Annotated in this window: 17 protein-coding genes and 1 pseudogene; 11 read left to right on the top strand and 7 right to left on the bottom strand. The window is 57.8% G+C overall.

What is annotated here, in order from left to right; genetic code table 11:
* Positions 1 to 31: 31 nt before the first annotated feature.
* A complete protein-coding gene (locus tag ACZRMH_RS07820; RefSeq protein WP_464012908.1) occupies positions 32 to 943 on the top strand; it encodes a LysR family transcriptional regulator in 912 nt (303 codons plus the stop codon).
* Between the two features lie 570 nt (positions 944 to 1513).
* Here ACZRMH_RS07820 and ACZRMH_RS07815 read toward each other — a convergent pair.
* From ACZRMH_RS07815 to ACZRMH_RS07795, 5 genes are all read right to left on the bottom strand, one after another.
* Entirely contained in the window at positions 1514 to 1783 is a 270-nt protein-coding gene (locus ACZRMH_RS07815; protein ID WP_464012907.1) for a short-chain dehydrogenase, read from the bottom strand.
* 501 nt (positions 1784 to 2284) lie between these two features.
* Entirely contained in the window at positions 2285 to 2860 is a 576-nt protein-coding gene (locus ACZRMH_RS07810) for a GNAT family N-acetyltransferase (RefSeq protein WP_464012906.1), read from the bottom strand.
* Between the two features lie 84 nt (positions 2861 to 2944).
* Complete coding sequence (gene dnaQ, locus ACZRMH_RS07805) at positions 2945 to 3703, bottom strand: DNA polymerase III subunit epsilon (protein ID WP_464012905.1); 759 nt, start codon at positions 3701 to 3703, stop codon at positions 2945 to 2947.
* On the bottom strand, positions 3696 to 4148 hold the full coding sequence (rnhA, locus tag ACZRMH_RS07800) for a ribonuclease HI (protein ID WP_088377846.1): 453 nt from the start codon (positions 4146 to 4148) through the stop codon (positions 3696 to 3698). The genes dnaQ and rnhA overlap by 8 nt, the downstream gene beginning before the upstream one ends.
* Before the next feature lie 86 nt (positions 4149 to 4234).
* On the bottom strand, positions 4235 to 4993 hold the full coding sequence (locus tag ACZRMH_RS07795) for a class I SAM-dependent methyltransferase (RefSeq protein WP_464012904.1): 759 nt from the start codon (positions 4991 to 4993) through the stop codon (positions 4235 to 4237).
* 73 nt (positions 4994 to 5066) lie between these two features.
* Between ACZRMH_RS07795 and gloB the strand changes: the two genes are divergently transcribed.
* The 8 genes from gloB to fabI all read left to right on the top strand — a co-directional run bounded on the left by gloB (position 5067) and on the right by fabI (position 15690).
* The gene (gloB, locus tag ACZRMH_RS07790; protein WP_464012903.1) at positions 5067 to 5846 is read left to right on the top strand and encodes a hydroxyacylglutathione hydrolase; all 780 of its coding nucleotides are present in this window, start codon (positions 5067 to 5069) and stop codon (positions 5844 to 5846) included.
* Between the two features lie 98 nt (positions 5847 to 5944).
* A complete protein-coding gene (locus ACZRMH_RS07785) occupies positions 5945 to 7345 on the top strand; it encodes a lytic transglycosylase domain-containing protein (RefSeq protein ID WP_464012902.1) in 1401 nt (466 codons plus the stop codon).
* 153 nt (positions 7346 to 7498) lie between these two features.
* A complete protein-coding gene (locus tag ACZRMH_RS07780; RefSeq protein WP_464012901.1) occupies positions 7499 to 9331 on the top strand; it encodes an extracellular solute-binding protein in 1833 nt (610 codons plus the stop codon).
* Positions 9328 to 11169, top strand: a complete 1842-nt coding sequence (locus ACZRMH_RS07775; protein WP_464012900.1) for an extracellular solute-binding protein — start codon at positions 9328 to 9330, stop codon at positions 11167 to 11169. The genes ACZRMH_RS07780 and ACZRMH_RS07775 overlap by 4 nt, the downstream gene beginning before the upstream one ends.
* Complete coding sequence (locus ACZRMH_RS07770; RefSeq protein WP_464012899.1) at positions 11170 to 12243, top strand: microcin C ABC transporter permease YejB; 1074 nt, start codon at positions 11170 to 11172, stop codon at positions 12241 to 12243. It abuts the gene before it with no gap.
* A 1-nt stretch (position 12244) separates the two neighbouring features.
* Positions 12245 to 13264: an ABC transporter permease gene (locus ACZRMH_RS07765; protein ID WP_464012898.1), complete on the top strand. Its 1020-nt coding sequence runs from the start codon at positions 12245 to 12247 to the stop codon at positions 13262 to 13264.
* 1 nt (position 13265) lies between these two features.
* A complete protein-coding gene (locus ACZRMH_RS07760) occupies positions 13266 to 14876 on the top strand; it encodes an ABC transporter ATP-binding protein (RefSeq protein WP_464012897.1) in 1611 nt (536 codons plus the stop codon).
* Between the two features lie 19 nt (positions 14877 to 14895).
* Entirely contained in the window at positions 14896 to 15690 is a 795-nt protein-coding gene (gene fabI, locus ACZRMH_RS07755; RefSeq protein ID WP_464012896.1) for an enoyl-ACP reductase FabI, read from the top strand.
* Positions 15691 to 15768: 78 nt separating this feature from the next.
* Here the strand turns inward: fabI and ACZRMH_RS07750 are convergent, their stop codons facing one another.
* A complete protein-coding gene (locus tag ACZRMH_RS07750) occupies positions 15769 to 16467 on the bottom strand; it encodes an ArsR/SmtB family transcription factor (protein WP_464012895.1) in 699 nt (232 codons plus the stop codon).
* 308 nt (positions 16468 to 16775) lie between these two features.
* On the opposite strand from ACZRMH_RS07750, the gene ACZRMH_RS07745 reads away from it, so the two are divergent.
* Complete coding sequence (locus ACZRMH_RS07745; protein WP_464012894.1) at positions 16776 to 17696, top strand: cytochrome P450; 921 nt, start codon at positions 16776 to 16778, stop codon at positions 17694 to 17696.
* 2 nt (positions 17697 to 17698) lie between these two features.
* Positions 17699 to 18055: pseudogene (locus ACZRMH_RS07740) on the top strand (antibiotic biosynthesis monooxygenase family protein).
* Positions 18056 to 18124: 69 nt separating this feature from the next.
* On the opposite strand, the gene ACZRMH_RS07735 reads toward ACZRMH_RS07740, so the two are convergent.
* Positions 18125 to 19996, bottom strand: coding sequence for a SurA N-terminal domain-containing protein (locus ACZRMH_RS07735; RefSeq protein WP_464012893.1), 1872 nt, complete (start codon positions 19994 to 19996; stop codon positions 18125 to 18127).
* Positions 19997 to 20170 lie beyond the last annotated feature (174 nt).

Below are 20170 nucleotides of genomic sequence, written 5' to 3'. Positions count from 1 at the left end.
AGGATCAGTATTTGCGAGACAGGACACCAGCATGCGTCTACGCCACATCGAAGTAATTCAAGCCATCTTGCAAACCGGCAACCTCGGCCATGCTGCCGAGTTGCTGCAATTGCCTACGGCCACCCTCAGCGCCACGCTGCAGGAAGCCGAGCAGCAATTGGGCTTTATGCTGTTTGCCAGTGTTCGCGGGCGGCTGCAAGCCACCCGCGATACCCTTGTGCTGCAACCCCTGATCAACCAGCTGTATGAGGCACTTGAGCCACTGCGCCAGCTTGGCAACGAGTTGCGCCAGCATCAGGAACCGACCTTGCGTGTGGTTTGCAGCGAAACCCTGGCTCAGCCGCTATTGCCTCACTGCATTGGCGCGCTCCGACGCCGCTTCCCCGAGACCCCGACGACCTTGAGCAGCCAGCCCTGCGCCGAGATTGTGCGCCGTCTGTTAATGGACGAGTGCGATATTGGCTTGAGCCTGCAGCCAACGGACCAGTCCGGGGTTGAATCTCAGCCTCTGGTTCAAGGCAAGGTGCAATTTCTGGCGCCTCACGGCTGGTTATCGCCCAAGCACAAATACATCGCGCTGCAAGAGCTGGCGGGGCAAGCAATGATCAGCCTGCAGCAACACGACCCTTTGAGTCGCCTGCTCGACAGCAAGCTGCAAGCCGTGCGCCCGGCGCCGGTGGTGCAGATTCAGGTGCAGAGCTACCAGATGATGCGCAGCATGGTGGAAGCTGGCGAGGGGCTAGCCCTGGTCGACCCGTTTACGGCAGTGGGCGCCAGAGCGGGCGGGCTGGATGTATGCCCGATATCACCGGCCATTCCGGTGACCCTGTATGCACTGACCCGCAAAGGTTCACAGCCAGGATTGGCGCTAGTGACGCTGATTGAAATCGTGCAGGCAAGGGCCGAGGCATTGCTGGCTGATCAGGGGTTGGTGGTGCTGTAGTTGCGGTTCGATCGGAGGAACGAAGGCTGCGTTCGGCTGCGCAGCAGTCGTAACCTGCCCACCGCGTACATATCCAGCATTTGCGTCAAACTGAAATTATGGTTTCGCCCTTACGGCGAGGTACTTTTGTCAAACAGCCACAAAAGTACCCAAAAAGGCCTTGCCCCATCGTACGGCCCTCGCTTCGCTCAGGTACCCTCACTCCGGCTCTGCTCCGTGGGCACGCCGCCACGGGCCATCCATGGCCCATCGCAGCTCTCCCGGCATCCATGCCGGTCGACCCACTGCACAGAACCTCCATTCGGCCTCCCGGGAGGGCAGTAGATGAAAACCCGGCCGAGGCGGCCGACCGGCCGGCCTGTTTAGCGTGAGTGCGCGCAATCCCTGTAGTCGTTGACGAGCTCCGCGAGGCTGCGTCCGACTGCGCAGCAGTCGTAAAACCAGACACTACGGTGGATCAGGTAAATCCCGGATTCAGGAATTACGATCGCTTCGCGACCGATAGCAGCCTCGCTACGCTCCTCAGCGGCTACAGGAACGAGGTTGCAGGAACGAGGTTGCAAGGCTGATTTACTCAGGCTGCAACCGCCAGCCCAACACGTTCAACAAGTCGCAACCATCACGTAGTAAAAGCGTCGCTACCGTCGCTACATGTTTTAGGTCAACAGAATCCGCCAACTGCAATTCGCGGCTGGAGAAGGTTTCCATCAATTTGGTTACCGCCAGCACACGGGCCACCGCATTGGCGTGGAGTACATCCAACGGCGCATTGCGGTCAATCAATAAGGCAGGGATAGTGCAGTCGATTGCAGTTAGCGGGATAAATGGAAGTTGAGTCATCGGTGATGCTTCTTGTTGCTTGGTTGGAGTCACCAGCTATCGTCGCCAAACGAAAACAGGTGGCCGCTGTACGCGGGTTGGCGAACCGGTAGAACAAGGAACACCGGCAGACCCGAAGATCTCCCACGCACAGCTGCCATAAAGCATCGCGATGCAAAATACACGCGCTGCCGTATATCACAACAACTACACGTAACCATTGTTCAAGTTCCAGGTCGCCAAACCCGGTCGCCTTTTTAGGCGAGCGCAGACTATAGGCGCGGAGCAACGGCCACAGCAATTGGCAAACCTGTGCGAAAAATCCCGAATATTTGTAGTGAGCAGGTGCTCTTGAAAGCAGCACGAACCAGCACAACACAGGCCGGCCGGTAGGCCGTACGACGGGGCAAGGCCTTTTTGGGTACTTTTGTGGCTGTTTGACAAAAGTGCCTCGCCGTAAGGGCGAAACCATAATTCCAGTTAGACACAAATGCCGGATATGTACACAGCGGCTCAGTTAACTTACGGATTTTGGCTTTCAAATATCAAATACCAGAAAATAGCCACTTCGCGAGTCTGCGGATCAATTCCGCGATAACGCAAATCATCAATGCCACCCACCTGATACCCGCAACGCTCATACAACCGGCAGGCGCCAAGGTTGTTGTTCTGGGTCTCTAGCATAATCCCCGGCAGATTTTTCTTGTGGCTCCAGAACTTAACCACGTCCAGCAAGGACTTGGCCACACCATGGCGACGGGCACCGGCGACTACGGCCAGTTCATCGACATGGGCAAAGCCGTTCCAGTTAGTGCTGACCACTACATGCCCCACCGGCTGGTTATCCAGATACGCCATAAAGATATCGCTGTCCTTGCCACCGCGATAACTGGCAAATTCATCCGGGTCGATACCGTAGCACTTGCGATAAGGCGTGATCAGGTCCAGCGGCCAGTGCTCTACCTTTTTATGCCGATCGGCACGGGCGTAGGCACGCACCTCGAAGCTGAAGTCGTTGCACCACACATACGGGGCGAAACCTTCGTCGGCCAGGCGAACCGAGACCTGAGGGTCTTTGGGGCTGATGACCAGATGCATGAAAAATCCTTATTTCCTGTCGTCGATGCTGGCACCGGCTTGCTGCGCAAGCCTTCGCAGCCTGCGGCCGCGACTACACAAGACTTATTGCAGCGTCTGCCCCTTCGCATCAAGAAGCTGAGCCCACAACGATGGACCGCCCGCCGATTTGGCAATGGCTTCGAGTCGAGCCGCATGCTCGGCCAAGTCGCTTTCACTTGCACGAATAATCCGGCCCGGCTGCCGCTCGGCCGACAGGCGGCGAATTTCGCTGGCCTGGTTGCCTGATCCTTCCCCCGAACCATTACCGTCAGAAGCATTACCAGCCAACGACAGGCTGGTCTGGCCGCCGGTCATGGTCAGGTAAACATCTGCCAGGATCTCGGAGTCGAGCAAGGCGCCGTGCAGTTCACGGCCCGAGTTGTCGACGCCATAGCGTTTGCACAGGGCGTCGAGGCTGTTGCGCTGGCCCGGGTGACGGGCCCGCGCCATGGCCAGGGTATCGAGGATGGTGCAGTACTGCGTAAGGTCTGCCCGATCCGTTTGCCCGATCAGGGCGAATTCGTTATTCAGAAAGCCCACGTCGAACGCGGCGTTATGAATGATCAGCTGGGCGCCCTTGATAAATTCATAAAACTCATCGGCCACTTCGGCAAAGCGCGGCTTGCCCACCAGGAATTCGTTGGTAATACCGTGGACGCCAATGGCGCCCTCGTCACTTTCACGGTCCGGTTGCAGGTACACGTGAAAGTGGCGGCCGGTCAAACGGCGCCCCATCAACTCGACGCAACCGATCTCGATCACCCGGTGACCGTCGGTGACCGGCATACCGGTGGTTTCAGTATCGAGTACAACACTACGCATGCTTGATTCCCCGTACCTGGTCTACCCCGCGATTGGCCAACTGGTCAGCGCGCTCGTTGCCGGGATGGCCAATATGCCCGCGCACCCACTGCCACTTCACGGTGTGACGGTTGACCTGCTCATCAAGCAGCTTCCACAGGTCGGCATTTTTCACCGGTTCCTTGGAGGCGGTTTTCCAGCCGCGTTTTTTCCAGTTGACCATCCACTCGGTGATGCCTTTCATCACATACTGCGAGTCGGTCACCAGCAACACTTCACAGGGCCGCTTGAGTTCTTCAAGCCCGCGAATAGCGGCCATCAGTTCCATGCGATTGTTGGTGGTATTGGGCTCGCCGCCCCAGAGTTCCTTTTCAACGCCCTGGCAGACCAGCAGCGCACCCCAGCCGCCGGGGCCAGGATTGCCCTTGCAGGCACCATCGGTGAACATTTCAACGCTATCGATCATTACAAACTTTCCAGAAAAGGCTGCTTATGGCCTGACCATTGGCAATGGGCAGTACCTGAGCCGGGTAGACCCGACCCATTAAAAATTCAGGGTTCAGTATGGCGCCGATTGACCTTGGCCATCTGCAAGGGCACCAGCTTGCCCATTGGCTCGCGACGTAGCGGGTTGACGGGACGCAAGCCCACCACCATTTTGCGCGCAACCAGCACATAGAAGCCGCCACCGGCCAATTGCCAGCTACCGGCCTTGCGCTCCCAGCCGGATAAACGGCTTTGCCACGCCTTGGACGCGAGCGGCGGACGATAGCACCCGTAGCGGCGTTTCTCCAGCGCAAAGCCCAGCAGGTTCAGCCAGTCAGCAACCCGTGAAGGGGAAATGCAACGGGCCTTGCGCAGGGCGTCCTTGGTAAATGCATGGCGCAATCCCCAACTGCTCCAGGGGTTGATCCCGACAATCAGCAAGTGCCCGCCGGGGCGAACGCTCCTGGCCGCTTCGCGCAAGAGGCCATGGGGCGAAAGGCAAAAATCCAGGCCATGCTGCAACACCACTACATCGGCCGCGTGCTCGCACAGTGGCCAGGCCTGTTCTTCGCAGAAGATTTCAACACCCGGCAAAGGTGCGCCAAGACGCACGCTGCGACGCACTTGCGCAGCCTCCGGGGCAGGATCGGCACCAGGTCCGTAATGCACCAGATAACCGCCGAAAAAGCGCCCCAGTTCGTCCTCGAGGATCCGCTGCTCGTCTTCGAGCAACAGTTGCCCGAGAGGCCCGGACAGCCATTCACGCGCCGAGCTGATCAGCGCCAGCCACTCAGGGTCCGCCTGAGCCAATGCTTTGTCGGTCATTGCTCCTCCAACTCGCCATCTACCTATCACAAGCCCTAAGATGCGCCATTGTTTCGCACTTGGGAATTGCACCATGTTACAGATCGACGCCCTGCCCGCCTTCAATGACAACTACATCTGGTTGTTACAGGACACCAGCCACAAGCGCTGTGCCGTGGTCGATCCGGGTGATGCCGCGCCGGTGCTGGCCTGGCTGGAGCAGCACCCGGGCTGGGTACTGAGCGACATTTTGGTCACCCATCACCACTTCGATCATGTGGGCGGGGTTGAGCAGCTTCAACAACACACTAACGCGAAGGTGTGGGGCCCGGCACTCGAGACCATCCCGGCCCGACAAGTGGCACTCAATGACGGCGACTGCATCGAAGTGCTGGGCCTTGAGTTCCGGGTACTGCTGGTACCGGGTCATACCCTGGGACATATTGCCTACTATCATGAAGACCCGGGGGCGCCCCTGCTGTTCTGTGGCGACACCCTGTTTGCCGCCGGTTGTGGCCGGCTGTTCGAAGGTACCCCCGAGCAGATGCATCACTCCCTGAGCCGGCTGGCTGCCCTGCCCGCCCACACTGCGGTGTACTGCACCCACGAATACACCCTGAGCAATTTGCGTTTTGCCCAGGCGGTCGAGCCCAACAACCCGGATATTGCCGCGCGAGTGGCTCAAGTCACGCAATGGCGCGCCGCAGGTCGCATCAGCTTGCCATCATCTATTGCCCTCGAACTACGCACAAACCCCTTTCTGCGAGTCCGTGAAACATCTGTTAAAGAAAAAGCTGACGAGTGGAATTCCCGCGACAATGACTCGCCGAGTGCGGTCTTTGCCAGCTTGCGCAGTTGGAAAGACAAGTTCTAAAAGCGGCCGCGGTTAGCACAAAAGTTCTCAACGGTTGACCGCGCGCGCCCTGCTTCCTAGAATCCCCCGACATTTTTTCCTGAACTTTTTTCAAAACAATGTCGTCATTTAAAGGTTACTCCATCAATTCAGACGCATTGACGCGCTTGGTTAAAGCCATCGCGGTGGCTGTGTCCGCCACTCTCGCGGGCTGCCAATCCATGGACCATTCGGCGCAAACCAGCGAACGGGCCAGCCTTAAAATCACCAAACGCATCCCCCAGGAGCCGCTCTGGCTCAGCGAAAAGCCCAGCCCGATTGCCCCACAAGATGTGTGGGAACGGATGCGCCAGGGTTTCAAGTTGCAGGACGGTCAGAACGTCAACCCGCGCATTGAACAACAGCGCCTGTGGTTTGCCAGCAACCCGTCATTCCTGGAAAACGCCGGCGAGCGCGGCAGCCTTTATATCCACTACATCGTGGAGCGCCTCGAAGAACGCAATATGCCGCTGGAACTGGCCCTGTTGCCAGCCATCGAAAGTGCCTACAACCCAATGGCATATTCCCACGCCAATGCGGTCGGGCTCTGGCAGTTCATTCCATCGACGGGCCGCTATTTCAATCTGCGTCAAACCCGTGCCTACGATGGTCGTCGCGACATTACCGCCTCGACTTTGGCGGCCCTGAACTACCTGAACCGTCTGCATGACATGTTCAACGGCGACTGGCTGCTGGCCCTGGCGGCCTACAACGCTGGCGAAGGCACTGTAAGCCGGGCCATCGAACGCAACGAAAAGCTCGGCCTGCCGACCGACTACTGGAACCTGCCCCTGCCGCAGGAAACCAAAGACTACGTGCCAAAGCTGCTGGCCCTGTCCCAGGTGGTTCTGGCCCCTGAAGCCTACGGCATCAACCTGAACCCCATCGCCAACGAACCCTACTTCGAAATGGTCGAGATCAAGCAGTCCATGGACCTGTCCCGCGTGGCAGCCCTGGCCGAGATCGACGAAGACGAGATGTTCCAGCTCAATCCGGCCTACAAGCAACGTGCCACCACCGATGGCCCGCAGCACTTGCTGGTACCCACGGCCAAAGCGCAACTGCTGACTGCCAGCCTGTCCAACCTCAGTTCCGACCAATTGGTCAGCCTGCGCCCGAACAAGCCGGTGTTTGACAAGGTTGCCAGCACATCGCCAGCTCGCCTGAATCGCAAGTACCGGGTTAAAAGTGGCGACAACCTGACCCTGATTGCCAAGGCCAACAAGGTTAATGTCAAAGACCTGCAACGCTGGAACAAACTCAGCGGCAACAACCTCAAGGCCGGTCAGACCCTGGTCATGCAGGACACACGCAAGCCCTCAGGCAAAAAGCCGACCCAATACAAGGTCCAGAAAGGCGATTCCCTGTATTTGGTAGCCAAGCGTTTCAACGTTGAAATGCAGCATCTCAAGCGCTGGAATCCAAACAGCGCCAAAGCCCTTAAGCCAGGGCAAATGCTGACCGTCTCCAAACCGCGATAAGCACAAAGCTGACATCCTTGCGGGCAAGCTGATTCCTACACAAAAGTAGGACGCAGCTTGCCCGCAGTGCTTTCCAGCGTGGCCTTTTTCCCACAGATACAAGCTGTTACTGTACGGAAACCCTAAGCCCAATGCCTGGATCGGATCTCTGCCTTGACGCGTCCCCTCCTTACGCTATTTATCAGCCTGGCCTTGAGCTTCCCCGCAAGTGCAACCCTGAGCGAAAGCCACGGTTATGCACAGTTCGGCACACTCAAGTACCCGGCCACCTTTACCCATTTCGACTGGGTAAACCCTGACGCGCCCAAAGGCGGCACCTTGAAGGTCATGGCATTCGGCACCTTCGACACGCTCAACCCCTATACCTTCAAAGGCACCAGCCCGGTATCGACCCCCAACTTCCTGCAATACGGGGTCAATGAACTCAATGAAACCCTGATGGCCGGTACTGGCCAGTACGCCCCTTCCGGCGACGAACCCACGTCCAGCTATGGCTTGATCGCCCAGTCGGTGGAGTACAACGAAGACCGCAGCTGGGTGGTCTTTAACCTGCGGCCCGAGGCCCGTTTTCATGACGGCGTGCCGATAACGGCCTACGACGTGGCCTTCTCCTACAACCTGTTACTAAAAGAAGGTCATCCGCAGTACCGGACCAATCTGCAAGAAGTGCAGCGGGTCGATATTCTGGGGCCCAAGCGCATACGCTTTGTATTCAAGCGCGCAGGTAACCCCTTGCTGATTTTGCGCCTGGGCGAATTGCCCGTACTGCCTCAGCACTACTGGGCAAAGCGCGACTTCAAAGCCACCACCTTCGAGGCACCCCTAGGTAGCGGCCCTTACCGCATTACCAAGGTCACACCCGGCCGCCAGCTGGTCTTTGAACATGTGAAAAACTGGTGGGGCGCCAACCTGCCGGTCAACCGCGGCAAATACAACTTTGACCGGGTTGAAGTGGAGTTCTACCGCGACAGCGATGTTGCCTTCGAGGCCTTCAAGGCCCGGGAATTCGACATCTATATCGAACACCAGGCCAAAAACTGGGCCAATGGCTACAACTTCCCCGCCGTGCGCCGTGGCGAAGTGATCAAGGCCGAAATCACCCACCAGATCCCGACGCAAACCCAGGGGCTGTTTATGAACAGCCGCCGCGCAACCTTTGACCAAGATAAAGTCCGTGAGGCCCTGGGCCTGATGTTCGACTTTGAATGGACCAACCGCACCCTGTTCAACGGTGCCTACAAACGCGCGGCGAGCTTCTACCCCAACAGCGAGTTCTCGGCCAGCGGCATCCCCCAGGGGCATGAATGGCTGATGCTGTCACCCTGGCGCAGCCAACTACCGCCCGAACTGTTCAACCAGGCCTTTGCCCTGCCGCAAACCGATGGTCGTGGCATACCCCGTGAAACCCTGCGTCAGGCACTGGAGTTGCTGGGTGAAAGCGGCTGGAAACTCTCCGGTCAACGCCTGCTCAATAGCGAAGGCAAACCGCTGCGTTTCGAAATACTGCTGGTCAACCCCAACCTTGAGCGCATCCTGCAGCCCTATGTGGAAAATCTGGCCAGCATCGGTGTCGACGCCCGGCTACGCACCGTGGATCGCGCCCAATATAAACAGCGCCTGGATCAATTCGATTTCGACATGATCCTGATGACCCTCGATCAGACCCTGAGCCCCGGCCTTGAGCAGTGGCAGTATTTCCACTCGAGCCAGGCCAAGGTCAAGGGCAGCAAAAATTACGCAGGGGTGGCCAGCCCGGTCGTGGATCAGTTGCTCGAACGCCTGCTGGCCGCGCAAACCCGCGACGAACAGTTGTCCGCCGGGCGCGCCCTGGACCGCGTGCTGCTGTGGCAGCACTACATGATTCCCAACTGGTATCTGAACTATCACCGCCTGGCGTACCGCAACCGGTTCGCCTTTGTGACTACGCCGCCCTATACCCTGGGCCTTAGCGCGTGGTGGCTTAAGCCTACGGAGAAAAAACAATGATGCCTGTGCATACGTTGCTCAAGCCCCTTGCCGGCTTGCTGTTGGCCGGTTTTGCCTGCGCGGCACTGGCCGCCCCACAACATGCCCTGACCCTCTACGACGAGCCACCGAAATACCCGGCCAATTTCAAGCATGTGCAATACGTCAACCCGAACGCGCCCAAAGGCGGGACCTTTCGCAAATCGGCGCTGGGCAGCTTTGACAGCCTCAACCCCTTTATCAACAAAGGCGTCCCGGCTGACGATATTGAACTGACCTTCGACACCCTGGCCCGGCAAACCCTCGACGAGCCATTCACGTCCTACGGCTTGATCGCCGAGAAAATCGAGAAAGCCCCGGACAACAGCTGGGTGCGTTTTTACCTGCGCCCTGAAGCAAAATTCAGTGATGGCCACCCGCTGCGCGCCGAAGACGTGGTGTTCAGCTTCGATACCCTGATGAAAAGCGGCTCACCGTTGTACAAGGGCTATTACAGCGATGTCGACCAGGCCATTGCGGAAAACCCTCTGCAAGTGAAGTTCACCTTCAAGCACAACAAGAACCGCGAACTGCCACTGATTCTTGGCCAGCTTCCGGTCTTGCCCAAGCATTGGTGGGAAACCCGGGAATTCGGCAAGGGCAACCTTGAAGTCCCGCCAGGCAGCGGTCCCTACACCATTGCCGAAATCAAGCCCGGGCGCTCGATCCGCTACGAGCGCAACAAGGACTACTGGGGCAAGGACCTGCCCATCAACAAGGGCCTGTACAACTTCGACGCCATTACCATCGACTACTTTCGCGACAACAGCGTCGCTTTCGAAGCCCTCAAGGCCGGGCAATTCGACTATTGGCTGGAAATCAGCGCCAAAAACTGGGCCGGTGCCTACAACGCTCCGGCATTTACCCAGGGCCGCCTGAAAAAAGAAGAAATCCGCAACCACAACCCGACGGGCATGCAGGGTTTTATCTTCAACCTGCGTAAACCCGTGTTCCAGGATGTGCGTGTGCGCGAAGCGCTCAGCCTGCTGTTCGACTTTGAATGGGCCAACAAGCAGCTGTTCAACGGCGCGTATGCGCGTACCGGCAGTTACTTCGAAAACTCGGAAATGGCCGCCAAGGCGCCGCCCACCGAAGCCGAGCTGGCCATTTTGGAACCCTTGCGCGGGCAGATCCCCGACAAGGCCTTCACTGAGGTGTTCAAGCCAAGCGTTACCGATGCCAGCGGCATGATTCGCGAGCAACAACGCCGCGCCTATCAACTGCTGCAAGAGGCCGGCTGGCGCATCGTCGATGACAAGATGGTCGACGCCCAGGGCAAACCGGTGAAGATCGAGTTTTTGCTGGCACAAACCGAATTCGAACGCATCCTGCTGCCGTTCAAGCGCAACCTCAGCGACCTGGGCATCGACTTGCAGATCCGTCGTGTCGACACCTCCCAGTACCTCAACCGCCTGCGCTCGCGCGATTACGACATGATTGTCGGCAGCTTCCCGCAGTCCAGCTCACCGGGCAGCGAACAGCGCGAATACTGGGAATCGCAAAGTATCGACAAACCCGGCAGCCGCAACTTTATCGGCCTCAAGGACCCGGCGATCGACCAGTTGACCGAAGGCCTGATCAACGCCGAGTCCCGGCAAAGCCTGATCACCCATGCCCGGGCGCTGGACCGCGTGTTGCAGTGGGGCTTCTATGTGATTCCCAACTGGCATATCAAAACCTGGCGCGTGGCCTATTCGAGCCATATCGGCCATCCCGAAGTCACCCCAAAATACGATATTGGTACCGCCACCTGGTGGGCCAAACCTGATGCCCAGGCTGTCACCCCCTCTAAACCCGCAAGCGCGAGCCAGGAGCCCTAAATGCTGGCTTATATTTTCAGGCGACTGCTGCTGATCATTCCGACGCTGTTCGGGATACTGCTGATTAACTTCATCATTATCCAGGCTGCCCCCGGAGGCCCGGTTGAACAGATGATCGCCAAGCTCGAAGGCTTTGATGGTGCCACCAGCCGTATCGCCGGTGGTGGTTCGGAAGTGTCCGTAGCCGGTTCCAACTATCGCGGCGCGCAGGGGCTGGACCCGGAGCTGATCAAGGAAATCGAAAAGATGTACGGCTTCGACAAATCGGCGCCGGAACGCTTGTGGATCATGATCAAAAACTACGCCCAACTGGACTTCGGCGAGAGTTTTTTCCGCGATGCCAAGGTGATCGACCTGATCAAGGAGAAGATGCCAGTCTCCATCTCGCTGGGGTTATGGAGCACCCTGATCATGTACCTGGTGTCGATCCCCCTGGGGATCGCCAAGGCCACGCGCCACGGCAGCCACTTCGATGTCTGGACCAGTTCGCTGATCATCGTCGGCTATGCCATCCCGGCCTTTCTGTTTGCCATCCTGCTGATCGTGCTGTTTGCCGGGGGCAGTTACCTTGACTGGTTCCCCTTGCGCGGCCTGACCTCCAACAACTTTGACGAACTGAGCTTGAGTGGCAAGATCCTCGATTACTTCTGGCATCTGGCATTGCCCGTTACCGCGCTGGTGATCGGCAACTTCGCCACCATGACCCTGCTGACCAAAAACAGCTTTCTCGACGAGATCAACAAGCAGTACGTAGTCACCGCCAAAGCCAAGGGCCTGACCAACCACCGCGTGCTCTACGGGCACGTGTTCCGCAATGCCATGCTGCTGGTGATCGCGGGTTTCCCGTCGGCTTTTATCGGGATTTTCTTTACCGGCTCGTTGCTGGTCGAAGTGATTTTCTCCCTCGATGGCCTGGGCCTGATGAGCTTCGAAGCCGCGATCAATCGCGATTACCCCGTGGTATTTGGCACCCTGTTTATTTTTACCCTGGTCGGGCTAGTGGTGAAGCTGATCGGTGACCTCTCATACACCTTGGTTGATCCACGTATCGACTTTGAAAGCAGGGAGCATTGAGATGAAATTATCCCCCCTCAATCGACGCCGTTTTGCCCGCTTCAAAGCTAACAAGCGTGGCTGGTGGTCGCTGTGGATCTTTCTGGTGCTGTTCGGGTTGAGCCTGAACGCCGAATTTATCGCCAACGACAAACCCCTGGTGATCAATTACGACGGCGAGTGGTACTTCCCGGCGCTCAAGCGCTACCCCGAGACCGACTTTGGCGGCGAGTTCCCCCTCGAAGCCAACTACAAAAGCCCGTATATCCGTGAACTGCTGGCCAAGAAAGATGCCTGGGTCGTGTGGCCGCCCATCCCTTACAGCTATCAGAGCATCAACTACGACCTGAAAGTCCCCGCCCCTGCACCGCCCTCAGCAGAAAACTGGCTGGGCACCGATGACCAGGGCCGCGATGTGCTGGCCCGGGTGATTTATGGCTTTCGCATCTCGGTGCTGTTCGCCCTGACCCTGACCGTCCTGAGTTCCATCATCGGCGTGATCGCCGGGGCACTGCAGGGTTTTTATGGCGGCTGGGTCGACCTTGCCGGTCAGCGTTTTCTGGAAATATGGTCAGGCTTGCCCGTGCTGTACCTGCTGATCATTCTCGCCAGCTTCGTGCAGCCCAACTTCTGGTGGCTGCTGGGCATCATGCTGCTGTTTTCGTGGATGAGCCTGGTGGATGTAGTCCGTGCCGAATTTCTCCGTGGGCGCAATCTGGAATACGTGCGCGCCGCCCGCGCCCTGGGTATGCAGGACATGGCCATCATGTACCGCCATATCCTGCCCAACGCCATGGTTTCCACCATGACCTTTATGCCGTTTATCCTGACCGGCGCCATCGGCACCCTGACGGCCCTGGACTTTCTCGGTTTCGGCCTGCCGCCGGGTGCGCCGTCCCTGGGTGAGCTGGTTGCCCAGGGCAAGTCCAACCTGCAAGCGCCCTGGCTGGGCATGAGTGCATTCGCCGTACTGGCGATAATGCTCAGCCTGCTGGTGTTTATCGGTGAGTCCGCTCGCGATGCCTTCGACCCGAGGAAATGAGATGACGCAGGACAATCTGATCGAAGTACGCGATCTCTCCGTCGAGTTTGTCTCCGGTGAGCAGCCACAGCTTGCGGTACAAGGCATCAGTTTTGATATCAAGCGCGGCGAAACCCTGGCCCTGGTCGGCGAAAGCGGCTCGGGCAAATCGGTCACCGCGCACTCGATCCTCAGGCTGTTGCCCTACCCGCTTGCACGCCATCCCAGTGGCAGCATCACCTATGGTGGCCAGGACCTGCTGAGCCTGGACGAGAAAAAGCTGCGCACTATCCGCGGCAATCGCATTGCGATGATTTTTCAGGAACCCATGACCTCGCTGAACCCGCTGCACAGCATTGAGAAGCAAATCAATGAAGTGCTCGGCATCCACAAGGGCATTACCGGCAAGGCTGCCACACAACGCACGCTGGAGCTTCTCGAGCTGGTAGGCATCCCTGAGCCGCACAAGCGCCTCAAGGCGCTGCCACACGAGCTCTCAGGCGGCCAGAGGCAGCGCGTGATGATCGCCATGGCCCTGGCCAATGAGCCCGAACTGCTGATTGCCGACGAACCCACCACTGCACTGGACGTGACCGTACAGCTCAAAATCCTCGACTTGCTCAAGGATCTGCAGGCCCGCCTGGGCATGTCGCTGTTACTGATCAGTCACGATTTGAACCTGGTGCGAAGAATTGCGCATCGCGTATGTGTCATGCAGCGCGGTTTAATCGTCGAACAAGCATCGTGCGAACAGCTGTTCCGTTCGCCGCAGCATCCTTACACCCGGGAACTGCTCAGTGCAGAGCCCAGTGGAGGCCCGGCCAACACCGTTGCCGGCCCGCCATTGCTGCAAGTCGAGGACCTGAAAGTCTGGTTCCCGATCAAAAAAGGCCTGCTGCGCAAAACCGTTGATTACGTGAAAGCGGTCGACGGCATCAACTTCAGCCTGCCACAGGGGCAGACCCTGGGGATTGTGGGTGAAAGCGGGTCAGGCAAGTCGACCCTGGGCCTGGCGATTTTGCGTCTGATTGCCAGCAAGGGCCTGATCAGTTTTGAAGGCAAACGGCTAGACTGTCTGTCGCAGAAAGAAGTCAGGCCATTGCGCAGGGAAATGCAGGTGGTGTTCCAGGACCCGTATGGCAGTCTCAGCCCGCGCATGAGCGTCAGCGAGATTGTCGGTGAAGGTTTGCGCATCCACCGCATGGGCACGGAGGCAGAGCAGGAAATTGCAATTATTGAAGCCTTGCGAGAAGTAGGTCTGGATCCGCAAACCCGGCACCGTTACCCTCATGAGTTTTCAGGCGGACAACGGCAAAGAATCGCCATTGCCCGGGCACTGGTTTTGAAACCGGAGTTGATTTTGCTGGACGAGCCGACCTCAGCGTTGGACCGCACAGTACAACGCCAGGTGGTTGAGCTTTTGCGCTCGCTGCAAACCAGGCACAACCTGACGTATTTGTTTATCAGCCATGACCTGGCTGTCGTCAAAGCGCTGAGCCACCAATTGATGGTGGTCAAGCATGGCCAAGTGGTCGAACAGGGTGATGCGCAAAGTATCTTTGCCTCACCGCAACATCCATATACACAACAGCTGCTGGAAGCCGCCTTTTTGGCACCAGTGGCTGTCGATTAACCTGATAGAGGAACAACACATGGGTTTTCTCACCGGTAAGCGCGTACTGATCGTTGGTGTCGCTAGCAAATTGTCCATCGCTTCTGGCATTGCTGCCGCCATGCACCGTGAAGGCGCCGAGCTGGCTTTCACTTATCAGAACGAAAAGCTGAAAGGCCGTGTTGAAGAGTTCGCAGCAGGCTGGGGTTCGAACCCTGAACTGTGCTTCCCTTGCGACGTTGCCAGCGATGCAGAAATCGCCAAGGTCTTCGAAGACCTGAGCAAAAAGTGGGACGGTCTGGACTGCATCGTTCACTCCGTAGGTTTCGCCCCGGGCGACCAACTGGATGGCGACTTCACCGACGCTACAACCCGTGAAGGCTTCCGCATTGCTCACGACATCAGCGCCTACAGCTTCGTGGCCCTGGCCAAGGCTGGCCGCCCGATGATGAAAGGCCGTAACGGCAGCCTGCTGACCCTGTCCTACTTGGGCGCCGAGCGCACCATGCCTAACTACAACGTGATGGGCATGGCCAAAGCCAGCCTGGAAGCCGGTGTACGTTACCTGGCAGGCAGCCTGGGCCCTGAAGGCACACGTGTTAACTGCGTATCGGCTGGCCCGATCCGTACCCTGGCAGCCTCGGGTATCAAGAACTTCCGCAAAATGCTGGCGGCCAACGAAGCGCAGACCCCACTGCGTCGTAACGTCACCATCGACGAAGTCGGCAATGCCGGCGCCTTCCTGTGCTCCGACCTGGCGTCGGGCATCAGCGGCGAAATCATGTACGTAGACGGTGGCTTCAACACGACCGCCATGGGCAGCCTCGAAGAATAAACCCTTCGTTACCAGCGCTACTCAAAAACGCCCGGTGCAGTGATTGCATCGGGCGTTTTACGTTAAGCCATGCCCTGTTCAAAAACCGATGCCAAAACGGCTGAAAAACTCCTTTTGCCCCTTGGCAGTCACTCCAAGCGCCCGGCTATCCAGATCCTGAACCACCCATTTGCGGGCAATGGACATTTGCAGCAAGGCAGCACCCAGCGTGCCAGCAAGATGAGGCCGACGCATGCTCCAGTCCAGGCAAGCACAGGCAAAACGACGACGCTGTGTTCGCAAGGTATCGATCCGCATACCCAAACCCGACAGGGCCTTCTCGCCATCAGGGGTAAGTTCATACCGGCCGTCAGCGCATACCGAAGTCACCAGCCAGGCAGACTCGATAAAAAAATCATGCAGACCAACCGCCAGCGTCCCGGCCATATGGTCATAGCAGGTTCTGGCAAACTGCAGGCGATCCGGGGCCGTGGAAACAAACTGTGGCATGGTGATATTACTGACCACCATAAGTGCTTCAATCGCCCGGGCAACATGGCCATCAGCCAGGCTGTAGTAACGATGACGCCCCTGCACCTGCAACTTGACCAGCCCCTCCTCTTTCAGCCGGGCCAGATGCGCACTGGCCGTTGATGCGGCCACCTGGGCAATCACAGCCAGCTCGGTGCTGGTACGCGCATGACCACCCATCAGCGAACAAAGCATCTTCGTCCTGGCAGGCTCAGCAATGGCTGCAGCAACCCGGGAGATATCAGCGTCATGACCTGAAACATCCATATTTCGCTCCTGAGCGAATCGTAGGCAGAGTGAATGCGAGAGATTACCCGTTCTCACTGAACAGGACGCTCTTGATGACACCCCTTGAGGCAGCCACACACGTCGACCCTTACCCTTATTACGCGCAGCTCAGGCAAAAAAGCGATCTTTATTTCGATAGCGGGCTTGGCCTTTGGGTCGCATGCGGAGCCAGTGCAGTAGAGGCCATCTTGCAACACCCCGATTGCCGGGTACGGCCCGCCCATGAACCGGTTCCACCAGCAATCGCCAAAGGCGCAGCCGGGCGCGTATTTGCCGGGTTAATGCGCATGAATGAAGGAACGCGCCATCAGTGCCCCAGGGCCATCATCGAACCCGCGTTGCTGGAAGTACCAGCGGACCAAGTGATGGCACTCACCAGCAGCCTTGCAGGTCGCGCTGAGCACAGTGCCGAAGGCCTGAACAGGTTGATATTCAACGTGCCGGTTTCAGTACTGGCCGCCTTGATGGGGTTCAAGCAGGAGCAATTGCCAACCGTTGCAAAGCTGACCCGTGACTTTGTGGCTTGCCTCTCGCCATTGAGCAATGCCGCTCAACTGCATAATGCGCACGTGGCGGCGACCGGCTTGAGCCAGATGCTGGACATGCTGCTCAGCGAGGGGCAGCAGAGAAGCAATTTTCTCTCTGATATGTGTAATTTCTTCAAAGCCAGTGACTGGCAAGATCATGACGCACTGATTGCCAATTTGATCGGCCTGCTCTCACAGACCTGCGAAGCCAGCGCCGGCCTGATCGGCAACACGCTTATAGCGCTGCAGCAACGCCCCGAATTGCTCGAAGCGCTGACCCGTACTCCGGAACTGGTCAACGAGCTGGTTGCCGAGGTGGCCCGCCACGACTCACCGGTACAGAACACCCGGCGCTTCGTAGCCCGTCAATGCACCATCGGCGATACGCTTTTACAAGCAGGCGATACGGTTCTGCTGTTGCTGGCCTCGGCCAACAGGGACGCCAGCGCGAACCCGGTCCCGGACAGCTTTTTGCTCAAGCGCGGCCAGCGACGCAGTTTCAGCTTCGGCCATGCCAGGCATCAATGCCCGGGCCAGCCAATAGCGCTGACGATTGCTGCCCACACCCTTTCATTATTGCTGCAACAACCGGGAGCCCCACTGAGCCAGCCATTGAGCTGGAGCTACCTGCCTTCGCTCAATGGCCGAATCCCGTTATTTAGCAACAGCCTGGAGTCTTAACAATGATTGCCGTGATTTTTGAAGCCTGGCCGCATGAGCAGCACTACCAGCGTTATCTGGACCTCGCTGGCGAGCTTAAGCCCCTGCTGGCCGAGCTGGAGGGCTTTATATCCATCGAACGCTTTCAAAGCCTGGGCGAACCGGGAAAGCTGCTGTCATTGTCATTCTGGCGTGACGAAGAATCGATCCAGAAGTGGCGCACACTGGAGTAGCATCGAATGGCCCAGGCCGAAGGTCGAGCGCAGGTTTTCAACGACTATCATTTGCGCATTGCCCACGTAGTGCGCGATTACAGCCTCAACCAGCGAGCCCAGGCGCCAGTCGATAGCCAGCATGCGCATACGCAGCAAATGAAATAACCACCACTCTGCGCCCATAAAAAATGGCCGCTCAATGAGCGGCCATTTTTAGTGAAGCAGGCAGAACGCTTAGTAGCGCTCAACCTTGGCTTCGTTTTCCAACTGCTTGCGGTAGGCAGCAAAGTCTTGCTGGCCAACACGCGAAGCGAGGAAGCGACGATACGACGCTTTCTCTTCTTCAGTCGGTGCAACGGCATCGTTGACACCATTCAAACGCAGAACAACCACAGTGCCATCAGCCAGGGTGACGCTGCCAAATGTCGGCTTGTCCTTGGCTGCAGGTTTTGGCATACGGAACACCGCTTGCAGCACGGCAGGATCAATACCTTCCTGACCACGGGCAACCGCTTCCTGAACCTTCCACGACTGACCATCAACGGGCTGGTTCAACGGCAGTTTGCCATCGCGCAGTTCCTTGATGATTTCTTCAGCACGGGTTTTCGCCGCAGCGCTGGCGTGTTCCTTAACCAGTTGTGCACGAATGCTCGAGGCTACAGCCTCCAGCGGCAACTGCTCTGGCTTGCGATGCTCCTTGACGCGCAATACCACTACGGTCTCAGGGTCGAGCTCCAGAGCGGTACTGTTCGCACCTTCATCCATCACTTCGGTGCTGAATGCGGCTTGAATCACAGCGCGATTGGCAGTGACACCTTCGCCGCCTTCACGACCAAATGGCGCAGAGGTGTGCACGGTCAGCTTGAGCTCTTGAGCTGGCTGAGCCAGGTCGGACGCTTCGAACGCCGAGTCTTCCAATTGCTTGGTCGCATCGACAAACAGGCGTTCAACCTGCTGGGTTTTCAGGTCATGGGTGAGCTTGTCTTTCAGGCTGGCAAAGCTCGGCACTTCAGGTGCTTCAACGCCCAGCAGCTTGATCAGGTGATAACCGAAGCTGGTACGCACCGGCTCCGAAACCTGGTCCTGCTTCAACCCATAAACAGCCGTTTCGAACACAGGATCGTAAACACCAGGGCCTGCGAAGCCCAGGTCACCGCCATTGGCGGCCGAGCCTGGATCCTGCGAGAACTCCTTGGCCAGAACCTCGAAGCTTTCACCCTTGGTCAGACGCTGCTGAATCTCGGCAATTTTGGCCTTGGCCTGCTCGTCGCTGACCTTGTCGTTCACTTCGATCAGGATATGCGCAGCCCGGCGTTGTTCGGCCAGGTTGGCGATTTCCTTCTGATACAAGGCTTGCAGCTCGTCATCCTTCACGGCTACCTGGTCAAAGAATGCGGATTTCTTCAACTCGATATAGTCGATCACCACCTGATCAGGTGTCATGAATTCTTTGGCGTGCTCGTCGTAGTAAGCCTTGATTTCAGCGTCGGTCAGTTTCACCGCCGCCGGATCGGCCTTGATGTTCAGAGAAGCGAAATCACGCGTCTGTTTTTCCAGACGGGCAAAGGCGTTCACCTGCTCATCAGTCACGAAACCGCTGCCAGCCAGACCGGCACGCAGCTGACCAATCAGCATTTCCTCGCCAAGCATATTGCGGAACTGCAGGCGACCGTAACCCAGTTGACGAATCACCTGGTCGAAACGCTCAGGGCTGAACTTACCGTCTTCCTGAAATTCAGGGGTCAACAGAATGACTTGGTCCAAAGCAGCTTCAGAGAACGAAAATTTCGCGTCTTTGGCACCTTGCAGCAACAGCTTGCGATCGATCAGCCCTTTGAGGGCCGCTTCACGCAGCATTTTTTCATCCAGCAACGACGAGTCGAAATCCTTGCCCAACTGCTGCAGCAGCTGACGGCGCTGCATGTCAACGGCCTGGCTCAGCTCAACCTGGGTGACTTCTTCGCCATTAACCTTGGCGGCATCCTGGCTGGTAGAGGTGGCTTGAAAAATGGCATCGAAACCGGTCAACGCCATTAACGCGACGATGACACCGATGATGGTCTTGGCAATCCAGCCTTGTGAATTGTCCCTGATATTTTGCAGCATGCTTCCCCCAGAAACGGTCTTGCATAATGAGCAACCGTGGAGCGTGGGTAGAGTCCGGATAGAAGAAAGGCGCATCCGAGGATGCGCCTTCTCGTAACTGGCGGAGCGGACCGGGCTCGAACCCGCGACCCCCGGCGTGACATGTCGATGTTACCACCGACTGCACTACCGCTC

The organism is Pseudomonas sp. B414 (genome assembly GCF_055408445.1).
The sequence above is the reverse complement of the archived record's forward strand: the minus strand, read 5'-3'. Positions and strand labels throughout refer to the sequence as shown.

What these genes read in the sequence shown, in the direction of transcription:
- ACZRMH_RS07765 (WP_464012898.1), top strand. Translation starts at nt 12,245, where the DNA reads ATGAAATTATCCCCCCTCAATCGACGCCGTTTTGCCCGCTTCAAAGCT.
- ACZRMH_RS07775 (WP_464012900.1), top strand. Translation starts at nt 9,328, where the DNA reads ATGATGCCTGTGCATACGTTGCTCAAGCCCCTTGCCGGCTTGCTGTTG.
- fabI (WP_464012896.1), top strand. Translation starts at nt 14,896, where the DNA reads ATGGGTTTTCTCACCGGTAAGCGCGTACTGATCGTTGGTGTCGCTAGC.
- ACZRMH_RS07810 (WP_464012906.1), bottom strand. Translation starts at nt 2,860, where the DNA reads ATGCATCTGGTCATCAGCCCCAAAGACCCTCAGGTCTCGGTTCGCCTG.
- ACZRMH_RS07745 (WP_464012894.1), top strand. Translation starts at nt 16,776, where the DNA reads ATGAATGAAGGAACGCGCCATCAGTGCCCCAGGGCCATCATCGAACCC.
- ACZRMH_RS07795 (WP_464012904.1), bottom strand. Translation starts at nt 4,993, where the DNA reads ATGACCGACAAAGCATTGGCTCAGGCGGACCCTGAGTGGCTGGCGCTG.
- ACZRMH_RS07785 (WP_464012902.1), top strand. Translation starts at nt 5,945, where the DNA reads ATGTCGTCATTTAAAGGTTACTCCATCAATTCAGACGCATTGACGCGC.
- ACZRMH_RS07735 (WP_464012893.1), bottom strand. Translation starts at nt 19,996, where the DNA reads ATGCTGCAAAATATCAGGGACAATTCACAAGGCTGGATTGCCAAGACC.
- ACZRMH_RS07750 (WP_464012895.1), bottom strand. Translation starts at nt 16,467, where the DNA reads ATGGATGTTTCAGGTCATGACGCTGATATCTCCCGGGTTGCTGCAGCC.
- ACZRMH_RS07820 (WP_464012908.1), top strand. Translation starts at nt 32, where the DNA reads ATGCGTCTACGCCACATCGAAGTAATTCAAGCCATCTTGCAAACCGGC.
- gloB (WP_464012903.1), top strand. Translation starts at nt 5,067, where the DNA reads ATGTTACAGATCGACGCCCTGCCCGCCTTCAATGACAACTACATCTGG.
- ACZRMH_RS07815 (WP_464012907.1), bottom strand. Translation starts at nt 1,783, where the DNA reads ATGACTCAACTTCCATTTATCCCGCTAACTGCAATCGACTGCACTATC.
- ACZRMH_RS07770 (WP_464012899.1), top strand. Translation starts at nt 11,170, where the DNA reads ATGCTGGCTTATATTTTCAGGCGACTGCTGCTGATCATTCCGACGCTG.
- dnaQ (WP_464012905.1), bottom strand. Translation starts at nt 3,703, where the DNA reads ATGCGTAGTGTTGTACTCGATACTGAAACCACCGGTATGCCGGTCACC.
- rnhA (WP_088377846.1), bottom strand. Translation starts at nt 4,148, where the DNA reads ATGATCGATAGCGTTGAAATGTTCACCGATGGTGCCTGCAAGGGCAAT.
- ACZRMH_RS07760 (WP_464012897.1), top strand. Translation starts at nt 13,266, where the DNA reads ATGACGCAGGACAATCTGATCGAAGTACGCGATCTCTCCGTCGAGTTT.